General features: G+C 72.0%; 20 protein-coding genes. 8 read left to right on the top strand and 12 right to left on the bottom strand.

Features of this window, described 5'->3' with window-relative positions; all coding sequences use genetic code 11:
* The first annotated feature begins 259 nt into the window (after positions 1-259).
* The 3 genes from BIV23_RS13915 to BIV23_RS13905 all read left to right on the top strand — a co-directional run bounded on the left by BIV23_RS13915 (position 260) and on the right by BIV23_RS13905 (position 3,159).
* Complete coding sequence (locus tag BIV23_RS13915; protein WP_071381127.1) at positions 260-1,468, top strand: nucleotide sugar dehydrogenase; 1,209 nt, start codon at positions 260-262, stop codon at positions 1,466-1,468.
* A 129-nt stretch (positions 1,469-1,597) separates the two neighbouring features.
* Positions 1,598-2,005, top strand: a complete 408-nt coding sequence (locus tag BIV23_RS13910; RefSeq protein WP_071381126.1) for a YciI family protein — start codon at positions 1,598-1,600, stop codon at positions 2,003-2,005.
* 8 nt (positions 2,006-2,013) lie between these two features.
* Positions 2,014-3,159 carry an RNA polymerase sigma factor gene (locus tag BIV23_RS13905; RefSeq protein ID WP_071381125.1) on the top strand — a complete coding sequence of 382 codons (1,146 nt, stop codon included), beginning with the start codon at positions 2,014-2,016 and terminating at the stop codon, positions 3,157-3,159.
* 58 nt (positions 3,160-3,217) lie between these two features.
* Here BIV23_RS13905 and BIV23_RS13900 read toward each other — a convergent pair whose 3' ends face one another.
* The 4 genes from BIV23_RS13900 to BIV23_RS13885 form a co-directional block, all read right to left on the bottom strand.
* On the bottom strand, positions 3,218-4,342 hold the full coding sequence (locus BIV23_RS13900; RefSeq protein WP_071381124.1) for a GuaB3 family IMP dehydrogenase-related protein: 1,125 nt from the start codon (positions 4,340-4,342) through the stop codon (positions 3,218-3,220).
* A 116-nt stretch (positions 4,343-4,458) separates the two neighbouring features.
* Complete coding sequence (guaB, locus tag BIV23_RS13895) at positions 4,459-5,964, bottom strand: IMP dehydrogenase (protein WP_071381123.1); 1,506 nt, start codon at positions 5,962-5,964, stop codon at positions 4,459-4,461.
* 163 nt (positions 5,965-6,127) lie between these two features.
* On the bottom strand, positions 6,128-6,715 hold the full coding sequence (locus tag BIV23_RS13890; RefSeq protein WP_071370107.1) for a sigma-70 family RNA polymerase sigma factor: 588 nt from the start codon (positions 6,713-6,715) through the stop codon (positions 6,128-6,130).
* Between the two features lie 664 nt (positions 6,716-7,379).
* Positions 7,380-7,991 (bottom strand): response regulator transcription factor, encoded by a 612-nt coding sequence (locus tag BIV23_RS13885; RefSeq protein WP_003948568.1) that lies wholly within the window; start codon positions 7,989-7,991, stop codon positions 7,380-7,382.
* Between the two features lie 381 nt (positions 7,992-8,372).
* On the opposite strand from BIV23_RS13885, the gene BIV23_RS13880 reads away from it, so the two are divergent.
* Positions 8,373-8,702, top strand: coding sequence for a WhiB family transcriptional regulator (locus tag BIV23_RS13880; RefSeq protein WP_071381122.1), 330 nt, complete (start codon positions 8,373-8,375; stop codon positions 8,700-8,702).
* Positions 8,703-8,767: 65 nt separating this feature from the next.
* Here the strand turns inward: BIV23_RS13880 and BIV23_RS13875 are convergent, their stop codons facing one another.
* Positions 8,768-9,709: a LysR family transcriptional regulator gene (locus BIV23_RS13875; RefSeq protein ID WP_071381121.1), complete on the bottom strand. Its 942-nt coding sequence runs from the start codon at positions 9,707-9,709 to the stop codon at positions 8,768-8,770.
* 80 nt (positions 9,710-9,789) lie between these two features.
* On the opposite strand from BIV23_RS13875, the gene BIV23_RS13870 reads away from it, so the two are divergent.
* From BIV23_RS13870 to BIV23_RS13860, 3 genes are all read left to right on the top strand, one after another.
* A complete protein-coding gene (locus BIV23_RS13870) occupies positions 9,790-10,458 on the top strand; it encodes an MOSC domain-containing protein (RefSeq protein WP_071381120.1) in 669 nt (222 codons plus the stop codon).
* A 74-nt stretch (positions 10,459-10,532) separates the two neighbouring features.
* Complete coding sequence (locus tag BIV23_RS13865) at positions 10,533-11,306, top strand: SDR family NAD(P)-dependent oxidoreductase (protein WP_071381119.1); 774 nt, start codon at positions 10,533-10,535, stop codon at positions 11,304-11,306.
* Positions 11,307-11,426: 120 nt separating this feature from the next.
* On the top strand, positions 11,427-12,134 hold the full coding sequence (locus BIV23_RS13860) for an ester cyclase (RefSeq protein ID WP_071381118.1): 708 nt from the start codon (positions 11,427-11,429) through the stop codon (positions 12,132-12,134).
* 76 nt (positions 12,135-12,210) lie between these two features.
* Here BIV23_RS13860 and groL read toward each other — a convergent pair whose 3' ends face one another.
* The 4 genes from groL to BIV23_RS13840 form a co-directional block, all read right to left on the bottom strand.
* The gene (gene groL / locus BIV23_RS13855; RefSeq protein ID WP_071381117.1) at positions 12,211-13,839 is read right to left on the bottom strand and encodes a chaperonin GroEL; all 1,629 of its coding nucleotides are present in this window, start codon (positions 13,837-13,839) and stop codon (positions 12,211-12,213) included.
* 118 nt (positions 13,840-13,957) lie between these two features.
* Complete coding sequence (gene groES, locus BIV23_RS13850; protein ID WP_057584642.1) at positions 13,958-14,266, bottom strand: co-chaperone GroES; 309 nt, start codon at positions 14,264-14,266, stop codon at positions 13,958-13,960.
* 260 nt (positions 14,267-14,526) lie between these two features.
* Complete coding sequence (locus BIV23_RS13845) at positions 14,527-15,420, bottom strand: polysaccharide deacetylase family protein (RefSeq protein ID WP_425443486.1); 894 nt, start codon at positions 15,418-15,420, stop codon at positions 14,527-14,529.
* Positions 15,421-15,464: 44 nt separating this feature from the next.
* A complete protein-coding gene (locus BIV23_RS13840; protein WP_071381116.1) occupies positions 15,465-16,409 on the bottom strand; it encodes a polysaccharide deacetylase family protein in 945 nt (314 codons plus the stop codon).
* 91 nt (positions 16,410-16,500) lie between these two features.
* Here BIV23_RS13840 and BIV23_RS13835 point away from each other — a divergent pair, with 91 nt between their 5' ends.
* The gene (locus tag BIV23_RS13835; protein ID WP_071381352.1) at positions 16,501-17,664 is read left to right on the top strand and encodes a THUMP-like domain-containing protein; all 1,164 of its coding nucleotides are present in this window, start codon (positions 16,501-16,503) and stop codon (positions 17,662-17,664) included.
* A 147-nt stretch (positions 17,665-17,811) separates the two neighbouring features.
* Here the strand turns inward: BIV23_RS13835 and BIV23_RS13830 are convergent, their stop codons facing one another.
* From BIV23_RS13830 to BIV23_RS13820, 3 genes are all read right to left on the bottom strand, one after another.
* Positions 17,812-19,110 carry an RNA polymerase sigma factor gene (locus BIV23_RS13830; protein ID WP_071381115.1) on the bottom strand — a complete coding sequence of 433 codons (1,299 nt, stop codon included), beginning with the start codon at positions 19,108-19,110 and terminating at the stop codon, positions 17,812-17,814.
* A gap of 45 nt (positions 19,111-19,155) precedes the next feature.
* Complete coding sequence (locus tag BIV23_RS13825) at positions 19,156-19,509, bottom strand: YciI family protein (RefSeq protein WP_071381114.1); 354 nt, start codon at positions 19,507-19,509, stop codon at positions 19,156-19,158.
* A 99-nt stretch (positions 19,510-19,608) separates the two neighbouring features.
* Positions 19,609-20,667 carry an LCP family protein gene (locus BIV23_RS13820; protein ID WP_177239886.1) on the bottom strand — a complete coding sequence of 353 codons (1,059 nt, stop codon included), beginning with the start codon at positions 20,665-20,667 and terminating at the stop codon, positions 19,609-19,611.
* Positions 20,668-20,768: the final 101 nt, after the last annotated feature.

Below are 20,768 nucleotides of genomic sequence, written 5' to 3'. Positions count from 1 at the left end.
TCGCTCGCGTCGGCCGCACCCGGCGGGCGAAGCCCGGTTCATCCCCTCCTCATGCCCAAATTCTGACCGGCTTGCCCGGCTTCAGCCACCACGGACTTCCAACCTGTGGACAACTCGCGCACAACCCTCGGAAGACACACGAACACAATCACACATAACGGTCATATCTCTACCTAGGCTGACATCGTGCCCGCTCAGGCTGTCCACAGCGGTTGCGCACCTGTCCCGCTTCGGCTACTGGGAAGGACGGCTCACACCAATGCCCGCAGACCTCGCCGTCATCGGACTCGGTCCCTACGGCTTGCCGCTCGCCCAGGCCGCCGTCGCCGCCGGAATCTCCACCATCGGCTACGCCACCGGCCCCGAGGTGGGCTCGCTCAGCCCGGCCGAGCTGCGCCGGATGCACGCCGCGGGCTTCCGGCCCGGCACCGACGCCGCGCAGCTCGGCCGGGTGCGCACCGCCGTGATCTGCGCGCCGACCCCGCGCGACGCCGACGGCGGGCTCGACCTCGGCCAGGTGGAGGCGGCCGCCCGCACCCTGGCCGAACGGCTGCGCCCGCACACCACCGTCATCCTGGAGTCCCCCGTGCTGCCCGGCACGACGGAGAAGTTCCTGCGGCCGCTGCTGGAGAAGGGCTCGGGGCTGCGCGCCGGGCGCGACTTCCACCTCGCCTACGCGCCCAGCCGCGTCGACCCCGGCAACCGCGACCACACGCCCGCCGGCACCCCCAAGGTCATCGGCGGCCTCACCCCCGCCTGCACCGAGTCGGCCGCCGCCTTCTACGGCCGGATCACCGACAAGGTCGTCCGCGCGCGCGGGCTGCGCGAGGCGGAGACCGTGCAACTGCTGGAGACCAACTTCCGGCACGTCAACATCGCGCTCGTCAACGAGATGGCCGTCCTCTGCTACGAGCTGGGCGTCGACCTCTGGGACGTCATCCGCTGCGCGGAGACCAAGCCCTACGGCTTCCAGGCCTTCCGCCCCGGCCCCGGCGTCGGCGGGCACGGCGTCCCGCAGGACCTCACCGGCCACGCCACCCGCACACTGCGCATCGTGGAACTGGCCCAGCAGGTCAACCACCGCATGCCGCGCTACGTCGTCCAGCGCGCCGCCACCCTCCTCAACGAGTACGGCAAGTCCGCCCGGGGCGCGCGCGTGCTGCTGCTCGGGGTCACCTACAAGGCCGACCTCGCCGACCTCCAGGCCACACCGGCCCAGGAGGTCGCGATCCGGCTGATGGAGATGGGCGCCTCGGTGAGCTACCACGACCCGTACGTGGCCGCGTGGAACGTCCTGGACCGCCCGGTCCCGCGCGCGGACTCGCTCTACGAGGCGGCCGCCGAGGCCGACCTGACGATCCTGCTCCAGCAGCACCGCACGTACGACCTGCAGGGCCTGTCGGTGAAGGCCCAGCTCCTCCTGGACACCCGCGGCGCCACGCCGACCGGGGCGGCGCACCGGCTCTGAGCGGGCGATCGGCGGCCGGGGCCACGGGGGCCGAAAAAACATCCGCCGGCGATGTCGAGAACCCGCTCCCGGCTCCGTCCCCCGGGTGAACGCGACCACAATGGGTCGCACCCGGCGAGGAGAGACACGATGGCCAAGTACCTGCTGCTGAAGCACTACCGTGGCGCCCCGGCCGCGGTCAACGACGTGCCCATGGACCGGTGGACGCCGCAGGAGATCTCGGCGCACATGCAGTACATGAACGGCTTCGCGGCCCGGCTCGAGAAGACCGGCGAGTTCGTCGACGGCCAGGCACTCGCCCCCGAAGGGGCATGGGTCCGCTACGACGGCGAGGGACGCCCGCCGGTCACCGACGGCCCGTTCGCCGAGACCAAGGACCTGATCGCCGGCTGGATGGTGATCGACGTCGACAGCTACGAGCGCGCCGTGGAGCTGGCCGGGGAGCTGTCGGCCGCCCCCGGTGCGGGCGGGAGGCCGATCCACGAGTGGCTGGAGGTGCGTCCGTTCCTGACCGCGTCGCACACCATCACGGAGTGAGCCCACCCATGGACGAGGCCCTGCTGCGGAGCCTCACACCGGGCGTGCTCGCCGTCCTCGTCCGCCGCGGAGCAGACTTCGCGGCGGCCGAGGACGCCGTCCAGGACGCGCTGGTCGAGGCGGTCCGCGTGTGGCCGGCCGAGCCGCCGCGCGATCCCAAGGGCTGGCTGGTCACCGTGGCCTGGCGCCGGTTCCTCGACACGACCCGCGCGGACACCGCGCGCCGCCGCCGTGAGGACCGCGTCGACGCGGAGCCGGCCGCCGGTCCCGCGCCCGCGGCCGACGACACGCTCCAGCTCTACTTCCTCTGCGCCCACCCCTCGCTGACGCCGTCGTCCGCGGTCGCGCTCACGCTGCGCGCCGTCGGCGGGCTGACCACGCGCCAGATCGCCCGGGCCTATCTGGTGCCCGAGGCGACCATGGCGCAGCGGATCAGCCGGGCCAAGCGCACCGTCTCCGGCGTGCGCCTCGACCAGCCGGGTGACGTGGCCACCGTGCTGCGCGTCCTCTACCTGGTCTTCAACGAGGGCTACTCCGGCGACGTCGACCTCGCCGCCGAGGCCATCCGGCTCACCCGGCAGCTCGCGGCCCGGGTCGACCACCCCGAGGCGGCGGGGCTGCTCGCCCTGATGCTGCTCCACCACGCCCGGCGCGCCGCGCGGACCGCGCCCGACGGCAGCCTCGTACCGCTCGCGGAGCAGGACCGCGGCCGGTGGGACACCGGACTGATCGCCGAGGGTGTCGGCATCCTGCAGGCGGCCCTCGCCCGCGACCGGCTGGGCGAGTTCCAGGCCCAGGCCGCCGTCGCGGCGCTGCACGCGGACGCGCCCACCGCGCAGGAGACCGACTGGGTGCAGATCGTCGAGTGGTACGACGAACTCGCGCGCCTCACCGACAGCCCGGTCGTCCGGCTCAACCGCGCGGTCGCCGTCGGCGAGGCCGACGGACCGCGGGCCGGCCTCGCGGCGCTCGCGGAGCTGGACGACTCGCTGCCCCGCCACACCGCGGTGGCGGCGTACCTCCACGAGCGCGACGGCGATCTGGCGGCGGCGGCACGGCTGTACGCCGAGGCGGCCCACCGGGCCACCGATCTCGCCGAACGCGACCACCTGACGCGCCAGGCCGCCCGGCTCAACGCCCGCCGGGGTCGCTGACAGGCCGCGAGGTGCCCGCGCACCGCACCGGTGGACGGGGTCCCGCGGCGTCGTACGGTCAGCGGCGGTGCTGGCTGTCCGCGACGGTGACCTCGACCCGCTGGAACTCCTTCAGCTCGCTGTAGCCGGTCGTGGCCATGGCGCGGCGCAGGGCACCGAAGAAGTTCATCGAGCCGTCGGGGGTGTGGGACGGGCCGGTGAGGATCTCCTCGACCGTGCCGACCGTGCCGAGGTCGACCTTCTGGCCGCGGGGCAGTTCCTCGTTGACCGCCTCCATGCCCCAGTGGTGGCCCTTGCCGGGCGCGTCCGTGCCGCGGGCCAGCGGGGAGCCCATCATGACCGCGTCGGCGCCGCAGGCGATCGCCTTGGGCAGGTCGCCGGACCAGCCGACGCCGCCGTCCGCGATCACGTGCACGTACCGGCCGCCGGACTCGTCCATGTAGTCCCGGCGGGCCGCGGCCACGTCGGCGACGGCCGTGGCCATCGGGACCTGGATGCCCAGCACGTTGCGCGTGGTGTGCGCGGCGCCGCCGCCGAAGCCGACCAGGACACCGGCCGCGCCCGTGCGCATCAGGTGCAGGGCCGCGGTGTACGTGGCGCAGCCGCCGACGATCACCGGGACGTCCAGCTCGTAGATGAACTGCTTCAGGTTCAGCGGCTCGTGCGAGGACGAGACGTGCTCCGCGGAGACCGTCGTACCCCGGATGACGAAGATGTCCACGCCCGCGTCCACGACCGCCTTGGAGAACTGGGCCGTGCGCTGCGGGGAGAGCGCGGCCGCCGTGACCACACCGGAGTCGCGCACCTCCTTGATGCGCGCGCCGATCAGCTCCTCCTTGATCGGCGCGGCGTAGATCTCCTGGAGGCGGCGGGTCGCGCGCTCGGCGGGCAGCTCGGCGATCTCGTCCAGCAGCGGCTGCGGGTCCTCGTGCCGCGTCCACAGACCTTCGAGGTTGAGGACACCCAGGCCGCCCAGCTCACCGATGCGGATCGCGGTGGCCGGGGAGACGACCGAGTCCATGGGGGCGGCCAGGAAGGGCAGCTCGAAGCGGTAGGCGTCGATCTGCCAGGCGATCGAGACCTCCTTCGGGTCCCGCGTACGGCGGCTGGGGACGACGGCGATGTCGTCGAAGGCGTACGCCCTGCGGCCGCGCTTGCCGCGCCCGATCTCGATCTCAGTCACGTCTTGGCCTTTCCCTGATGCGTTTCAGCGTCTCCCAGTATCGCCGACGGTGACGACAAGGGCGGCCCCGGATGCTCCGGGGCCGCCCTTTTCCTGCCGTCACGCGTACGCGTGCGTCACTTCCTGCTGTAGTTCGGCGCCTCGACCGTCATCTGGATGTCGTGCGGGTGGCTCTCCTTCAGACCCGCCGAGGTGATCCGCACGAACCGGCCGCCCGCCTGGAGCTCCGGCACGGTCCGGCCGCCGACGTAGAACATCGACTGGCGCAGGCCGCCGACCAGCTGGTGGACGACGGAGGCCAGCGGGCCGCGGTAGGGCACCTGGCCCTCGATGCCCTCGGGGATCAGCTGCTCGTCGGAGGCGACACCCTCCTGGAAGTAGCGGTCCTTGGAGAACGACTTGCGGTCGCCGCGGGTCTGCATGGCGCCGAGGGAGCCCATGCCGCGGTACGACTTGAACTGCTTGCCGTTGATGAACAGCAGCTCGCCCGGGGACTCCTCGCAGCCCGCGAGCAGCGAGCCGAGCATCACCGTGTCGGCGCCGGCGACCAGGGCCTTGGCGATGTCGCCGGAGTACTGCAGACCGCCGTCGCCGATGACCGGGACACCGGCCTCCCTGGCGGCGAGCGCGGCCTCGTAGATCGCGGTGACCTGCGGGACGCCGACACCGGCGACCACGCGCGTGGTGCAGATGGAACCCGGTCCGACACCGACCTTGATGCCGTCGGCGCCCGCGTCGACCAGTGCCTGGGCGCCGTCGCGGGTGGCGACGTTGCCGCCGATGACGTCGACGCCCGAGGAGTTCGACTTGATCTTGGCGATCATGTCGCCGACCAGGCGGGAGTGGCCGTGCGCGGTGTCCACCACGATGAAGTCGGCACCGGCCTCGACCAGGGCCTGGGCGCGCTCGTAGGAGTCACCGGCCACGCCGACCGCGGCGCCGACCAGCAGCCGGCCCTCGGAGTCCTTCGCGGCGTTCGGGTACTGCTCCGCCTTGACGAAGTCCTTGACGGTGATCAGGCCCTTGAGGACGCCCTCGTCGTCGACCAGCGGCAGCTTCTCGATCTTGTGCTTGCGCAGCAGTTCCATCGCCTCGGCGCCGGAGATGCCGACCTTGCCGGTGACCAGCGGCATCGGGGTCATGACCTCGTGCACGCGGCGACTGCGGTCGCTCTCGAAGGCCATGTCGCGGTTGGTGACGATGCCGAGGAGCTTCTTGTCGCCGTCCGTCACCGGGACACCGCTGATGCGGAACCTGGCGCACAGCGCGTCCGCCTCGGCGAGCGTGGCCTCCGGGTGGATGGTGATGGGGTCGGTGACCATGCCGGACTCGGAGCGCTTCACCAGGTCGACCTGGTTGGCCTGGTCCTCGATGGAGAGGTTGCGGTGCAGCACGCCCACGCCGCCCTGGCGGGCCATCGCGATCGCCATGCGGGACTCGGTCACCTTGTCCATGGCGGCGGACAGCAGCGGGATGTTGACCCGCACGTTCTTGGAGACGTACGAGGCGGTGTCGATCTCGTCGGGCGCCATGTCCGACGGGCCCGGCAGCAGCAGCACGTCGTCGTAGGTCAGCCCGAGTGTCGCGAATTTACCGGGCACTCCGTCGACGTTGGCAGTCATGACACCTTCCCCAAATGGCCTTGATCGGTGCGGATGTCCATGCTAACGGGAAGCGCCGCCAGCAAATTCCACGGTACGGGGTGGCTTCAGGCTTCGTATGTTCGTACGGAAGCGGAAGCGTGACTGTTCAACAAGGGGAGCTGCGGGGGCTCCACTCAAGGTGTCACTGCTCGGCGAGCGCCCTCAGGCGGCTCAGCGCACGGTGCTGGGCGACCCGGACCGCGCCTGGTGACATTCCCAACATCTGTCCCGTCTCCTCCGCGGTCAAGCCCACGGCGATACGCAGCAGGAGCAGTTCGCGCTGGTTCTCGGGGAGGTTGGCCAGCAGCTTCTTGGCCCACGCGGCGTCGCTGTTGAGCAGGGCGCGCTCCTCGGGACCGAGGGAGTCGTCGGGGCGCTCCGGCATCTCGTCCGAGGGGACGACCGTGGAGCCCGGGTGGCGCATCGCCGCGCGCTGGAGGTCGGCCACCTTGTGCGAGGCGATGGCGAAGACGAACGCCTCGAAGGGGCGGCCGGTGTCGCGGTAGCGCGGCAGGGCCAGCAGGACCGCGACGCAGACCTCCTGGGCGAGGTCCTCGACGAAGTGACGCGCGTCGCCCGGCAACCGGGACAGCCGGGTGCGGCAATAGCGCAGCGCGAGGGGGTGGACATGGGCGAGCAGATCATGCGTGGCCTGCTCGTCCCCGTCGACGGCACGATGCACGAGCGCACCGATCGCCCCCTGGGCCGTGCCCGCATCCTCGTCGCGCATCGGTCCATGGTGCCTTGCGGCCGTCCGGTCCGTCGCATTGTGCTCGTGGTTGTGCACCGAAGCGTTATGAGCAGGTGCGCCGGCACTCATCTCCTGCGCCCTCCCCTTCCGCTCGACCGACTCGTCCCCGAGAGACTCCACATCTCAAGGATGCGGCATCCGCGCCGAAACGAGCGTCGCGCGTACGGCAGGCCGCCTTGCGCGCCACTCGCAGAGATGTCCGATGAGGTCGTACGCCCGGGGCACGCCACCCACGCGCCCACACTCCGAACGGCCCCGCGCGGCACCGCCCCTGGACGCTCCGCTCCGGACCGGCGGACCCCGCCGACCTGGGCGTTGCCGAGCGGCGTCGCTCCTCCGGACCGGTGCGTGACGGCGCACGGCGCACGGCGCGCGATCAAGGTCCCGCACGCGGGGGACCACCCCGCCGACGAGTCGGCGCAGACGCCCCCAAATGTGACCGGGTCCACCCCGTGACGACGCCTCACAGCGACTCCCCCGGGTGGCCGGGACACGCGTCCGGGGTGCTCGCGAGCGCTCCCGGGGGCGCGTCAAGTCCCGGTGCGCGCGCGGCGGCTGCCCGGGGCGGCGGGGCCGTCGCCGGCCTCGGGCGATGCGCCCGGGGCCGACCGGTCCCGCCCGGCCCCGCGCGGCCGGGCACCGGCTACCGGACCAGTCCCCAGCGGAAGCCGAGCGCCACGGCGTGGGCCCGGTCCGAGGCGCCGAGCTTCTTGAACAGGCGGCGCGCGTGCGTCTTGACCGTGTCCTCGGAGAGGAACAGCTCGCGCCCGATCTCCGCGTTGGAGCGGCCGTGGCTCATGCCTTCCAGCACCTGGATCTCGCGCGCGGTGAGCGTGGGCGCGGCGCCCATCTCGGCCGAGCGGAGCCGGCGCGGGGCCAGCCGCCAGGTCGGGTCGGCCAGCGCCTGCGTCACCGTGGCGCGCAGCTCCGCGCGCGAGGCGTCCTTGTGCAGGTACCCGCGGGCGCCGGCGGCGACCGCGAGGGCCACGCCGTCGAGATCCTCGGCGACGGTGAGCATGATGATGCGCGCGCCCGGATCGGCGGACAGCAGCCGGCGGACGGTTTCCACGCCGCCCAGGCCGGGCATGCGCACGTCCATCAGGATGAGATCGGAACGGTCGGCGCCCCAGCGGCGGAGGACTTCCTCGCCGTTGGCCGCCGTCGTCACGCGCTCGACACCGGGCACGGTCGCGACCGCGCGGCGCAGCGCTTCTCGGGCAAGCGGGGAGTCGTCGCAGACGAGGACGGAAGTCATGACCGCCCTCCGCAGCTGATGCGCGTCACCTTGAGCCTCCAGGCTGGTACGGAATCGTCACCTGTGCGGTCGACCGCCCCGGACGCCTGCCCGAGTGCCGGTGTTCTCAACCGCCTCCACACTCTCAACGACGGTCACTCGAAAGAGTTACGGGGCTGCATACGGTCATCGGCACTCTACGTGAGGGTCTCGACACGGTGCAGACACGACCAACAGACCCTCAACTTTTCATCACAACCCGTGCCCCATTCGGCCGCTTTTCTTCCCGTTTCGGGATGTCCGAGGCTAGATTCGCAATGAGTCATATTTTCATCTCCTTAGACCGGAGATGTACGGTCGTTGGCACCGTATCCGCCCAGAACGGCTACAAGGGGTCACGTAATGGCAGATTTCTCCCGCCTTCCCGGACCGAACGCTGACCTGTGGGACTGGCAGCTGCTGGCTGCCTGCCGCGGGGTGGACAGCTCGCTCTTCTTCCACCCGGAGGGTGAGCGCGGGGCGGCTCGGAGCGCTCGTGAGAACTCGGCCAAGGAGGTCTGCATGAGGTGCCCTGTCCGTGCGGAGTGCGCGGCGCACGCGCTGGCGGTGCGCGAGCCGTACGGCGTGTGGGGCGGCCTGACCGAGGACGAGCGCGAAGAGTTGATGGGGCGGGCTCGCAACCGCCTGGTGTCGGCGTCGAGCACCAGCGGGAACACCGCCCCAAGTCATTGAAGGAACGTTTCTTCAACTATTTCGGGTGCGCGCACATGCGCCCGTGACCGGTGCCGCCGCGCCGCTTACGCGCGCGTGGGCGCGCCCTCGTGCCCCTGCGTGTGCCCCTGTGCGCGAAGGGACACGCGGGCCAGCTGCTCCAGGGTCGCCGCCACGGCCGGCACCTGGGCCAGGTCGGGCAGCGTGAGGGCGACGATCTCGCGCCGTACCGCCGGCTCCAGCCGGACCGTGCGCACCCCCCTCGGCCGCACCGACTCCACCGCGAGCTGCGGCAGTACGGCCACGCCGAGGCCCGCGCCGACCAGGCCGACCACCGCCGGGTAGTCGTCGGTGGCGAAGTCGATGCGCGGGGTGAAGCCGGCCCCCTCGCACACCTCGACCAGCTGGCCCCGGCAGCGCGGGCAGCCCGCGATCCAGGGTTCGTGGGCCAGCTCGCCGATGGCGACGCTCTCCGCGCGCGCGAGGCGGTGCCGCTCGGGCACGAGCGCGACCAGCCGGTCCGTCAGCAGGGGCCGCACGACGAGGTCGTCCCAGTCCTCGGCGGCGGCCGCCCCGGCGTAGCGGAAGGCCAGGGCCAGGTCGCAGTCGCCCTCGCGGAGCAGCTCGACCGACTTCGGGGGCTCGGCCTCCTCCAGGGAGACACGGGTGCCGGGGTGGGCGGCGCGCAGGGCGGCCAGGGCGGTGGGGACCAGGGTGGAGCTGCCGCTCGGGAAGGAGACCAGCCGGACCCGGCCGGCGCGCAGGCCGGCGATGGCGGCGACCTCCTCCTCGGCGGCGGTGAGCCCGGCGAGGATGCCGGAGGCATGTCGGACGAGCGCCTCGCCGGCCTGGGTCAGGCGCATCTCGCGGCCGGTGCGGACCAGGAGCGGGGTGCCGACCGAGGTCTCCAGGGCCTTCATCTGCTGACTGACGGCGGGCTGGGTGCAGCCCAGTTCGCGCCCCGCCGCCGAGAAGGAACCGGTGGCGGCGACGGCGCGCAGGACGCGGAGATGGCGGGCCTCGATCACCTTCCGAGTATAAGCCCCGCTTGGAGATCGCGCCCAATATTCACTCGACGCTTTGAGATGACCTCCCGTACCGTACGTCCATGAAGGTTCTCTCGGTCAATCTGGGCCGCCCGCAGCCGGTGCCGTACACGGACCAGGCACAGGGGGTGACAGGCATCGACAAGAAGCCGGCCGACGGACCGGTGCGGGTGACGGCGCCGGGCCCCAAGGGCACCGGCGCGAGCGGGCTCGCCGGGGACGCGGTGTGCGACCTGCGCCATCACGGCGGGGACGAGCAGGCGGTGTACGCGTTCGCGCGCGAGGATCTCGACGACTGGGAGCGCGAACTCGGCAGATCTTTGGCCAACGGTTGCTTCGGGGAGAACCTGACGACGTGCGGGCTGGACGTCTCCGGGGCGCTGATCGGCGAGCGCTGGCGGGTCGGCGCCGATCTGGTCCTGGAGGTGACCTCGGGCCGGATTCCGTGCCGTACGTTCCAGGGCCATTTGGGCGAGCGCGGCTGGGTCAGGAGATTCACCCGGAAGGCCGCGACGGGGGCCTACCTCCGGGTGATCGAACCGGGTGAGATCCGCTCGGGTGATCCGGTCGAGATCGTGCACCGCCCGGACCACGGGGTGACGGCGGCGATGGAGTTCCGCGCGGCCACCACCGAGCGGGAGCTGCTGCCGCGGCTGCTCGCGGCGGGCGAGGCGCTGCACTCGGAGGCCCTGGCGCGGGCGCGCAAGTACGTGGCGCAGCAGCGGGGCTGAGCGGCTGTCATCCGGGGTCGCGCGCGGGGCCCGCGGCAGCGGAGGCTGTCGGTCCGGGTCACTACCCTTGGGCCATGACAACGGCTCTGATTACGGGATCGACCGCGGGGATCGGTGCCGCGTTCGCGCGGCGGCTGGCGGCTGACGGGCATGACCTCGTCCTGGTGGCACGGGACGCCAAGCGGCTGCGCGAGCAGGCCACCGAGTTGCACGACCGGCACGGCATCGAGGTCGAGGTGCTGAGTGCCGACCTGTCCGAGGACAAGGGCATCGAGTCGGTGGCGGACCGGCTGCGCGACCGGAAGAACCCGGTCGACCTGCTGGTCAACAACGCCGGCTTCGGCAACAAGGGGCGCTACCTCGACGTGTCCATGGCCGACGAGCTGAGGATGCTCAAGGTGCACTGCGAGGCGGTGCTCCGGCTGACGTCGGCGGCGGCCGAGGCGATGCGCGAGCGGCACCGGGGCGGCATCGTCAACGTCGCCTCCGTGGCCGCCTTCGTGCCGCGCGGCACCTACGGCGCCTCCAAGGCCTGGGTCGTGCAGTTCACCCAGGGCGCGGCCCGGGACCTGGCCGGCAGCGGGGTGCGGCTGATGGCCCTGTGCCCCGGCTTCGTGCGCACCGAGTTCCACGAGCGGGCCGGGATGGGCACGGACAACATCCCGGGCTGGCTGTGGCTGGACGCGGACAAGCTGGTCGCCGCGGCCCTGGCCGATCTGGCGCGCGGCAAGTCGCTGTCGATCCCCGACCCGAGGTACAAGGCGCTGATGGGCCTGGTGAAGGTCACGCCCCGGGGCCTGCTGGGCGGGGTCACCTCGAGGACGGGGCGCAAGTACGGGCCGCAGTAGCCACCGGGCGGGCACGGGGTGATCCCCGGGCGAGCACGGACGACGCCGTCGCCCCGGTGCGCGAACGGGGCGAAAATGGGCGTGACGGAAACCGGGCCAGGGGGGCCGGGAGGCGGCGTCATGACCTTCGTACAACTCATCGAGTGCAGGACGAGCCGGCTGGACGAGATGAACCGGCTCCTGGACGACTGGGTCGCGCAGACCAAGGGGAGGCGGACGGCGACGCACGCGCTGGTCGGCAAGGACCGCTCGGACGCGGCGCACATCGTGGAGTTCGTGGAGTTCCCGTCGTACGAGGAGGCGATGCGGAACTCGAACCTCCCGGAGACCGACCGGGTCTTCCAGGGGCTCCTCGCCCTGTGCGACGGGATGCCGGCGTTCACGGACCTGGACGTCGTGCGCGACGAGCGGCCGGCCGAGGAGACCGTGCGGCGGTTCTTCGCGGCGCTGACGGTTCCGGGTGAACTGCCGCCGCTCAACGACCTGTTGGACGAGGACATCCACAGCCACGATCCGTTCAACCCGCAGGACACCCTGGGGCTGGACAACGCCCGTGCCGAGTACCGGATGTGGCGCGCGGGCTTCGACCTCGCGTTCACGATCGAGGACCTGCTCGTGCAGGGCGAGCGGGCCTGCGCGCGCTGGACCGGCAGCGCCACGCACAAGGGCGAGTTCCTGGGGATCGCGCCGACCGGCCGGCAGGTCGCCATGAGCGGGACCACGATGTTCCGGTTCGGCGCCGACGGCAAGATCGCCGAGACCTGGTGGCAGCACGACACCCTGGGTCTGCTGCAGCAGCTGGGCGCGCTGGACGAGTTGGAGCAGTAGCCGCGCGCCGCGGCGGACAGGGCGAAGGCCCGGCTCCCCTTCCGGGGCGCCGGGCCTTCGCTGACGAGTGCTTGCCTCAGTGGGCGTGGCCGTGGCTGTGGCCGTGGCCCGCGGCCTCCGGCTCCTCTTCCTTCTTCTCGACGACCAGGGTCTCGGTCGTGAGCAGCAGGGAGGCGATGGAGGCGGCGTTCTCCAGGGCGGAGCGGGTGACCTTCACCGGGTCGATGACGCCGGCCTTGACCAGGTCGCCGTACTCGCCGGTGGCGGCGTTGTAGCCCTGCCCCTTCTCCAGGTCCTTGACCTTGGAGACGATGACGTAGCCCTCCTGGCCCGCGTTCTCGCCGATCCAGCGCAGCGGCTCGACCACGGCGTTGCGGACGACCGCGACACCGGTGGCCTCGTCGCCGGTCTTGTCGAGGTTGCCCTCGAGGACCTTGGAGGCGTGGACCAGGGCGGAGCCACCACCGGAGACGATGCCCTCCTCGACCGCGGCGCGGGTCGCGGAGATGGCGTCCTCCAGACGGTGCTTCTTCTCCTTCAGCTCCACCTCGGTGGCGGCGCCGACCTTGATCACGCACACGCCGCCGGCCAGCTTCGCGAGGCGCTCCTGGAGCTTCTCGCGGTCCCAGTCGGAGTCGGTGTTCTCGATCTCGGCCTTGATCTGGGCGACACGGCCGTGGACGTCCTCGGTCTTGCCCGAGCCGTCGACGATGGTGGTGTCGTCCTTGGTGACCGTCACGCGGCGGGCGGAGCCCAGCACGTCCAGGCCGGCCTGGTCGAGCTTGAGGCCGACCTCCTCGGAGATGACGGTGGCGCCCGTGAGGACGGCCATGTCCTGGAGCATCGCCTTGCGGCGGTCGCCGAAGCCGGGGGCCTTGACCGCGACCGCGTTGAAGGTGCCGCGGATCTTGTTGACGACCAGGGTCGACAGGGCCTCGCCCTCGACGTCCTCGGCGATGATCAGCAGCGGCTTGGAGGCGCCGGCCTGGATGACCTTCTCCAGCAGCGGCAGCAGGTCCTGGATGGAGGAGATCTTGCCCTGGTTGATGAGGATGTAGGGGTCCTCCAGGACGGCCTCCATGCGCTCCTGGTCCGTCACGAAGTACGGCGACAGGTAGCCCTTGTCGAAGGCCATGCCCTCGGTGAAGTCCAGCTCCAGACCGAAGGTGTTGGACTCCTCGACGGTGATGACACCGTCCTTGCCGACCTTGTCCATCGCCTCGGCGATGAGCTCGCCGACCTGCTGGTCCTGGGCGGACAGCGCGGCGACGGCGGCGATGTCGGACTTCTCGTCGATCGGGCGGGCCGACGCGAGCAGTTCCGCGGAGACGGCGGCGACGGCCGCGTCGATGCCCTTCTTCAGGGAGGCCGGGGAGGCGCCGGCGGCGACGTTCTTCAGGCCCTCGCGCACCAGCGCCTGGGCGAGCACGGTGGCGGTGGTGGTGCCGTCACCCGCGATGTCGTTGGTCTTGGTCGCCACCTCCTTCACCAGCTGCGCGCCGAGGTTCTCGTACGGGTCCTCGATCTCGACCTCGCGGGCGATCGTGACACCGTCGTTGGTGATGGTGGGGGCGCCGAACTTCTTGTCGATGACGACGTTGCGGCCCTTGGGGCCGATCGTCACCTTCACCGTGTCGGCCAGCTTGTTGACGCCGCGCTCAAGGGCGCGACGGGCGTCCTCGTCGAACTTCAGAATCTTCGCCATGACAGCGGAAGCCCTCTCGGAAATCTGTGGGTGAAAAAAGCTGCGCCCCGGGCGCCCGGCTTCTTATCGGTCGCGGGGGCCAGGGGCGCAGCTCAGAGCAAAGGAATGCTCGAGGTGATTACTTCTCGATGATCGCGAGCACGTCGCGAGCCGAGAGGACGAGGAACTCCTCGCCGTTGTACTTCACCTCGGTGCCGCCGTACTTGCTGTACAGGACGACGTCGCCGACCTTGACGTCGAGCGGAAGACGCTCGCCGTTCTCGAAGCGGCCCGGACCCACGGCGAGGACGGCGCCCTCCTGGGGCTTCTCCTTCGCGGTGTCCGGGATGACCAGGCCAGAGGCGGTGGTCTGCTCGGCGTCGAGCGGCTGGACCACGATGCGGTCCTCAAGCGGCTTGATGGCAACCTTGGAGCTGGTGGTCGTCACGATCCGACCTCCCCCTTCGGAGATCTCACGGGGTTAACTGTCTGAGGTGGCGACCAGGTGGATCCGTCGTCGCGGGTGCCGGACCTGCCCGTCGCGTGTTTGGCACTCTCACGCGTCGAGTGCCAGAGCCGAGACTATGACCGCGATTAGCACTCGGTCAAGCGGACTGCTAATCCGTGCGGCGCGTCGGCCGAAGAACGATCCGCAACCGCCTTCCAGGACGCCTCCCGGGCGGCCTCCAGGGCGGCCTCCGCGGTCGCCTACAGATAGTCCTCCAGCCGCCCCACCGTCAGCCCCCGCTGCTGGGCCCTGCGCAGCACCCTGATCGTGCGGTCCCGCAGGGTCCGGCCCGTCGTCTCGTCCGGCCCCACCAGGACGATGTCGCCGGGGCGAAGGCGGTGCTCGCCCCGGCTGTAGGCCAGGTCGGCCGGGGTCATGACGGCGCGCCACAGGACGAACGCGGAGATGCCGCAGTCGGTGGCGGCGCGCAGGGTGGTCGTGTCGTACGAGCCGTAGGGCGGGCGGAAGAGGCGGGCGCGCAGGCCGAGCCGGGACTTGAGGCGGTCCTGCTGGCCGCAGATCTCGGCACGCTGGCTCGCGTACGGCAGTCCGGCCAGGACGCGGTGGTCGAGGGTGTGGTTCTGGATGCCGGCGCCCAGCTCGCGCAGGCGGGCGAAGTGGTCGTACCGGGGCCCGGCCACGCTGTCGGTGAGGAACATGCTGACCGGCAGCCGCAGTTCGCGGACCATGTCGACGAAGCGGGGGTCCTTGTCGGCGCCGTCGTCGTAGGTGAGGAAGACGACCGGGTCACGGGTGGGGACGTGGTCCATGACCCGGGGCAGGGAGCGGCCGGCGCTGTGCGGGCTCAGGGCGAGGGTGCGGGCGTCCGGCCGGGGCGGGCGGGCCAGGGGCTCGGAAAGGCCCCAGCGGCGGTAGCCCCGGTCCGTGTCGGGGCCGTGCGGGGCGTGCGGCCGGACCTCTTCGGCGGCCTTGCGGCCGAGGCGTTCGATGGGGTCGACGGACTGCGCGCAGCCGGTGAGGAGGAGGGCGCACCCCGTGAGGAGGAGGGCGGGGAGGAGGGCGGCGGCCGGCGCCCGGCGCGTGCGGCGGGTGGGAGCGCCGCCGGGCACGGGGCCGGGTACGGGGCCGGGCACGGGAGTTCGCCGGTGGGGCAGGCCCCATGGGCTCCTCCCGCGCGTCACAGGTAGTCCTCCAGGCGGGCCACGGCGTAGCCCTCGCGGGTGACCTTGTTCAGGAAGCGGCGCATGTCGTCGACCATCGTGCCGTCCCAGTCGGAGCGGCCGCGGAAGTGGGTGAGGACGATGTCGCCGCGGCGCATCTTCTGGTCGTCCTCGCGGTACTCCCAGTGGTCGACGTACACCTCCTCGTTCCAGATCGGCGCGTACCTGATGCCGCAGGCCTTGGCGGCGCGCAGGCCGTCCTGGTTGTAGTTGCCGTACGGGAAGCGCATGACGGTGGGCGCCCTGCCGAACTGCTTCTTCATGATCTCCTGCATACCGCAGATCTCGGCCTTCTGGTCCTCGTAGGACAGGCCCGGCATGTAGGGGTGGTGCAGGGTGTGGTTGTTGAGGGTGTGGCCCTCGGCCTGCATGGTGCGGAAGTAGCCGTAGTCGTCCTTCACCAGGTAATTGCTGAGGAACGCGGTGTACGGGATCTTCAGGTCCTGCATCATGCGCAGGAAGCGGGGGTCCTTCTCCGAGCCGTCGTCGATCGTGAGGAAGACGATCTTCTGGTCGGTGGGGATCGTGGTGAAGACCGGGGGCAGGTCCCAGTCCACCTGGTGTTTCACCTCGAAGCCGGCCCGCGCCCTGATCTCCGGCTTCACCCTGGGCGGCGGCGGGGGCGTCAGCGGGACCTCGTTCAGGCCCCAGCGCCTGGCGGCGGCGACGAGGCGGGCGTGCTCGGCGGCCTGCCGGGCCCGCAGGATCAGGGCCTGCTCGGAGGCGCCCCGGCTGCCGGGTGCGGGGCGGGTCCCGGCGGAGCGAGTCTCGACGGGACGGACCTCGGCGGGGCCGGCGCAGCCGGACAGGAGCGCGGCGGAGGCCAGGGCGGCGGCTCCGCAGCCGAGGGCGAGGCGTCCGCAGTGCGACCAATTTTTATCTTTTTGTACGACTGCTCGCATGATGCCGGATCCTCCCAGGAGCGCACCCGGATCCCCGGCCGACACCGCGGCCCGCGGGCGCACCGTCCACCGACTGGCCCACAATGACCCGGTGAACGACCTCGCCCTCCTGCTCACCCCCGAAGGCCGCGCCCTCCTCGACGAGGTGCGCGACACCGCACCGGCGGACGAACTCGCCGTCGCCACCCGGCTGCGCCGCGACCACCCGGCCGAGCTGGTCTCGGCCGCGCTCGGCCAGGCCCGGCTGCGGCAGCGGGCGGCGGCGAAGTTCGGGGCGGCGGACGCGGGGCGGATGTTCTTCACGCCGAACGGGGTCGAGCAGTCGACGCGGGCCGCCGTGGCGGCGTACCGCGCCGAGCGGTTCACGGCGCTCGGCGTGACCTGCGTCGCCGACCTGTGCTGCGGGATCGGCGGGGACGCGATCGCGCTGGCCCGGGCCGGGATCCGGGTGCTCGCCGTGGACCGGGACCCGGTGACGGCGGCCACGGCCCGGGCGAACACCGAGGCGCTGGGCCTCGGCGAGCTGATCGAGGTCCGCGAGGCGGACGTCACGGAGGTGGACACCAGCGGCTACGACGCCGTCTTCGTCGATCCGGCGAGGCGGGGCGGCCGCGGCCGGATCTTCGATCCCGAGGCCTACTCGCCGCCCCTGTCCTGGGCGGTCGGCGCGGCCCGTACGGCTCCCCGCGCCGCCCTGAAGATCGCTCCGGGCATCCCGCACGAGGCGGTCCCCGCCGAGGCCGAGGCCGAGTGGATCTCCGACGGCGGGGACGTGAAGGAGGCGGTGCTGTGGTTCGGCACCGGCGCGCCGGGCGCCGTGCGGGCCACCCTGCTGCCCGGTCCGCGCACCCTGCCCGGCCGGGGGCTGCCCGACCCGGACGTCCGGCCGGTGGGGCGGTACCTGTACGAGCCCGACGGCGCCGTGATCCGGGCGCACCTGGTCGCCGAGGTGGCGCAGGACCTGGCCGGCGGCCTGATCGACCCCACCATCGCGTACGTCACCGCCGACGAGCTGCGCCCGACCCCGTACGCCACCGCCTACGAGATCACCGACCAACTCCCCTTCAACGTCAAGAAGTTGAAGGCCCTGCTGCGCGAGCGGGAGGTCGGCACGCTGACCGTGAAGAAGCGCGGGTCGGCGGTCGAGCCGGAGGAACTGCGCAAGAAGGTGAAGCCACAGGGGCCGAACGCGGCGACTGTGTTCCTGACCCGGGTGGCAGGAGCACCGACGATGCTCGTGGGGCACCCCGCCTGAGCGCTCCGCTGGAAGTGCCGCGATGTGCCGTCGGTCATCCGCGGGTCCGTCGTGGCTGGTGGCCCCCACGCGGCGGAGCCGCGTGTCGAGGGAGCCCCGCGCCCCTTCGGGGCGCCGCCGGACCGCACCGGACTTCACCGGACCCGCTCAGCCCGCTCCGTCACGGCGGTTCGGCAGTTCGGCGGCCCGGTGCAGCAGCAGGTCCCGTTCCTTCTCGTTGCGGGCCAGAGCCGCCGCCCGGGTGAACTCCGCGTGCGCCTCCGTCGTGCGGCCGAGGCGGGCCAGGAGGTCGGCGCGGACGCTGGGGAGCAGGTGGTAGTCGCGCAGGGCGGGGTCGTCGGCCAGCGCCTCCACCAGCCGCAGCCCTTCGGCCGGGCCGTCGGCCATCGACACGGCGACCGCGCGGTTGAGTTCGACCACGGGGGACGGGGCACGGGCCGCCAGCAGGGCGTACAGGGTGGCGATGGCGCGCCAGTCGGTGTCCTCGTAGCGGTACGCGTGCGCGTGGCACGCGGCGATGGCCGCCTGGAGGGCGTACGGGCCCGGGGCGCCCGACGCGGTGGCGCGGTCCAGGGCGTGGATGCCGCGGGCGATGAGGCGCCGGTTCCAGCGGCGGCGGTTCTGCCTCGCCAGCAGGACCGGTTCGCCCTGCGGGCCGGTGCGGGCGGGCGTGCGGGACGCCTGGAACTCCAGCAGCGCGGTCAGGCCGTGCACCTCCGGTTCCTTCGGCATCAGGGCGGACAGGACGCGGGCCAGGCGCAGCGCGTCCTCGCACAGGCCCGGGCGCAGCCAGTCGTCGCCGACGGTCGCCGCGTACCCCTCGTTGAAGATCAGGTAGACGACGTCCAGGACCGAGCCGAGACGGGCCTCGCGGTCGGGGCCGTACGGCAGCTCGAAGGCGACGTTCCTCGTGGCGAGGGTCCGCTTGGCGCGGACGACGCGCTGGGCGATCGTCGGCTCCGGGACCAGGTAGGCGCGGGCGATCTCGGCCGTGGTCAGGCCGCCGACGAGGCGCAGGGTGAGCGCGGTGCGGGCCTGCGGGGAGAGCACCGGGTGGCAGGTGGTGAAGACCAGCCGGAGCAGGTCGTCGTCGATGTCGTCCGGGTCGGCCGGCTCCTCGGCCGGCACGGTCGCCGGCAGGTCCCGGCCGATCTCGGCGAGCTTGCGGGCGTAGGTCTCGCGGCGGCGGATCAGGTCGACGGCGCGGTGCCGGGCGGTGGCCATGAGCCAGGCGCCCGGGTTGTCGGGCACGCCGTCGCGGGACCACCGCTCCAGGGCGGCGACCAGGGCGTCCTGGGTCAGCTCCTCGGCGATGCCGACGTCCCGGACGATCCGGGCCACGCCCGCGACGACGCGCGGGGACTCCAGCCGGAAGACGGTCTCGATGGCGTGCGCCGCGGCGGGGTCCGGGGTGCCGGGCCGGGCCGGGGTGGGCTGTGGTTCCACAGCCCACCATGCAACACCCCTCGCCGCCGGGGGGCCAGCGAACACTCACATCTCGGCGATCTCCCGCACCTCGCACGACACTGTCCAGTAGTCCTCGTGCACCTTCAGGAACCGCTTGGCCCACTCGACGGCCTCGGCCTTGTCCTTGCACTGCATGATCGCGTAGCCCCCGACGACCTCCTTGGACTCGGTGAACGGTCCGTCGGTGACGGACAGCTTGCCGCCCTGCCAGCGCACCGTGGTGCCCTGGACGGCGGGGGTCAGCCCGGCGGTCTCCAGCATCACGCCGGCCTTGGTGACCTCCTCGATCAACTGGCCCATCCGCTGCATCAGCTCCTCGCTGGGGCCGGCGGGGGCGGTGGACTCGTCGATGTGCACGATCGACAGATAGCGGGGCATGGTGACTCCTTCGGTTCGGGTGGTGGGGTCCGTCCCCGCCACTCACCCATGCGTCGAACAGGGGGACCCGGGATCGACACACCTCCGGAAATATTTTTCTCAGCGCAGGGACGCCCACAGCGCACTCGCCGCCGGCTCCTTCGCGATCACCCGGCTGGGGTCGGAGGGGGCGGTGACGACCGGCATCATCACCGTGGTCACGTGCCCGGCGGTCAGGCCCTTCAGGCTCTCGCCGAGGCTCATCAGGGCGTTCAGGGAGCCGAGGCCGGTGTCCGTGGTGAGGCTGGCGGTGGCCGCGTCGGCGACCCGGTAGAGCCGGGCCGGGTCGGTGAGCAGGCTGGTGCTCGCCATCCGCGCCAGCAGGGCCTTGACCAGCTTCTGCTGGAGTCCTATCCGGCCGAGATCGCTGCCGTCGCCTATGCCGTGCCGGGTGCGGGCGAGGGCCAGGGCCTGCGTGCCGTCGAGGTGGTGGGCGCCGGCGGCGAGGTCGAGGTGGCTGTCGGCGTCGTGGATGTCCTGGTCGGTGGTGACGTCGACCCCGCCGAGGGCGTCCACCAGCTCGGCGAAGCCGGAGAAGTCGATCTCCATGAAGTGGTCCATGCGGACGCCGGTGATCGACTCGACGGTCTTCACGGCGCACACCGGACCGCCCACCTCGTAGGCGGTGTTGAACATCGCTCCGTACGCGACCGCCGTGGACCGGCCCGTGGACAGCGGGCAGGACGGGCGGGTGACGAGGGTGTCGCGCGGGATGCTGACCACGGTGGCCCGGGTCCGGCCCGCCTCGATGTGCACGACCATCGCCGTGTCCGAGCGGGCGCCCGAGCTGTCGCCGCCACCCAGCCTCCGGTTGGCGCTGCCGCTGCGCGAGTCCGAGCCGAGGACCAGGATGTTCAGCGCGCCGGAGGGCAGCGGGGAGGCGGCGGCCGAGGGGGACGGGGCGGTCATCGGCCGGGCGGGGCGGTCGTCGCCCAGCGCGCCGTCGACGTCGACGCTTCGGATGTTGTGGTCGAGGTGCCAGTACGCCCAGCCGACGGTACCCCCGCCCAGCACCAGCACCCCCGCCAGAGCGAGGCCGGCGATCCTCCGTGCCCTCCGCCGCCGGCCCGCCCGTCTGCCCGTGTCGTCCCGCTCGCCGTGCCCCTCGTGTCGCGTCACGGCACAGGAACGTAAGTCCGAATTGTGAAGGGACTGTTAGCGGAAGCGGTGGGAGTCGGTTTTCTTCGGAAATTCTCATCCCGAAAGCTTCAGTAACCTGA

It is taken from the genome of Streptomyces monashensis (genome assembly GCF_001866665.1).
In the GTDB taxonomy this organism is placed as follows: domain Bacteria; phylum Actinomycetota; class Actinomycetes; order Streptomycetales; family Streptomycetaceae; genus Streptomyces; species Streptomyces monashensis.
This window is presented reverse-complemented; position numbering and strand designations above follow the sequence as displayed.

What these genes read in the sequence shown, in the direction of transcription:
- BIV23_RS13915 (WP_071381127.1), top strand. Translation starts at nt 260, where the DNA reads ATGCCCGCAGACCTCGCCGTCATCGGACTCGGTCCCTACGGCTTGCCG.
- BIV23_RS13910 (WP_071381126.1), top strand. Translation starts at nt 1,598, where the DNA reads ATGGCCAAGTACCTGCTGCTGAAGCACTACCGTGGCGCCCCGGCCGCG.
- BIV23_RS13905 (WP_071381125.1), top strand. Translation starts at nt 2,014, where the DNA reads ATGGACGAGGCCCTGCTGCGGAGCCTCACACCGGGCGTGCTCGCCGTC.
- guaB (WP_071381123.1), bottom strand. Translation starts at nt 5,964, where the DNA reads ATGACTGCCAACGTCGACGGAGTGCCCGGTAAATTCGCGACACTCGGG.
- BIV23_RS13890 (WP_071370107.1), bottom strand. Translation starts at nt 6,715, where the DNA reads ATGCGCGACGAGGATGCGGGCACGGCCCAGGGGGCGATCGGTGCGCTC.
- BIV23_RS13885 (WP_003948568.1), bottom strand. Translation starts at nt 7,991, where the DNA reads ATGACTTCCGTCCTCGTCTGCGACGACTCCCCGCTTGCCCGAGAAGCG.
- BIV23_RS13880 (WP_071381122.1), top strand. Translation starts at nt 8,373, where the DNA reads ATGGCAGATTTCTCCCGCCTTCCCGGACCGAACGCTGACCTGTGGGAC.
- BIV23_RS13870 (WP_071381120.1), top strand. Translation starts at nt 9,790, where the DNA reads ATGAAGGTTCTCTCGGTCAATCTGGGCCGCCCGCAGCCGGTGCCGTAC.
- BIV23_RS13865 (WP_071381119.1), top strand. Translation starts at nt 10,533, where the DNA reads ATGACAACGGCTCTGATTACGGGATCGACCGCGGGGATCGGTGCCGCG.
- BIV23_RS13860 (WP_071381118.1), top strand. Translation starts at nt 11,427, where the DNA reads ATGACCTTCGTACAACTCATCGAGTGCAGGACGAGCCGGCTGGACGAG.
- groL (WP_071381117.1), bottom strand. Translation starts at nt 13,839, where the DNA reads ATGGCGAAGATTCTGAAGTTCGACGAGGACGCCCGTCGCGCCCTTGAG.
- BIV23_RS13840 (WP_071381116.1), bottom strand. Translation starts at nt 16,409, where the DNA reads ATGCGAGCAGTCGTACAAAAAGATAAAAATTGGTCGCACTGCGGACGC.
- BIV23_RS13825 (WP_071381114.1), bottom strand. Translation starts at nt 19,509, where the DNA reads ATGCCCCGCTATCTGTCGATCGTGCACATCGACGAGTCCACCGCCCCC.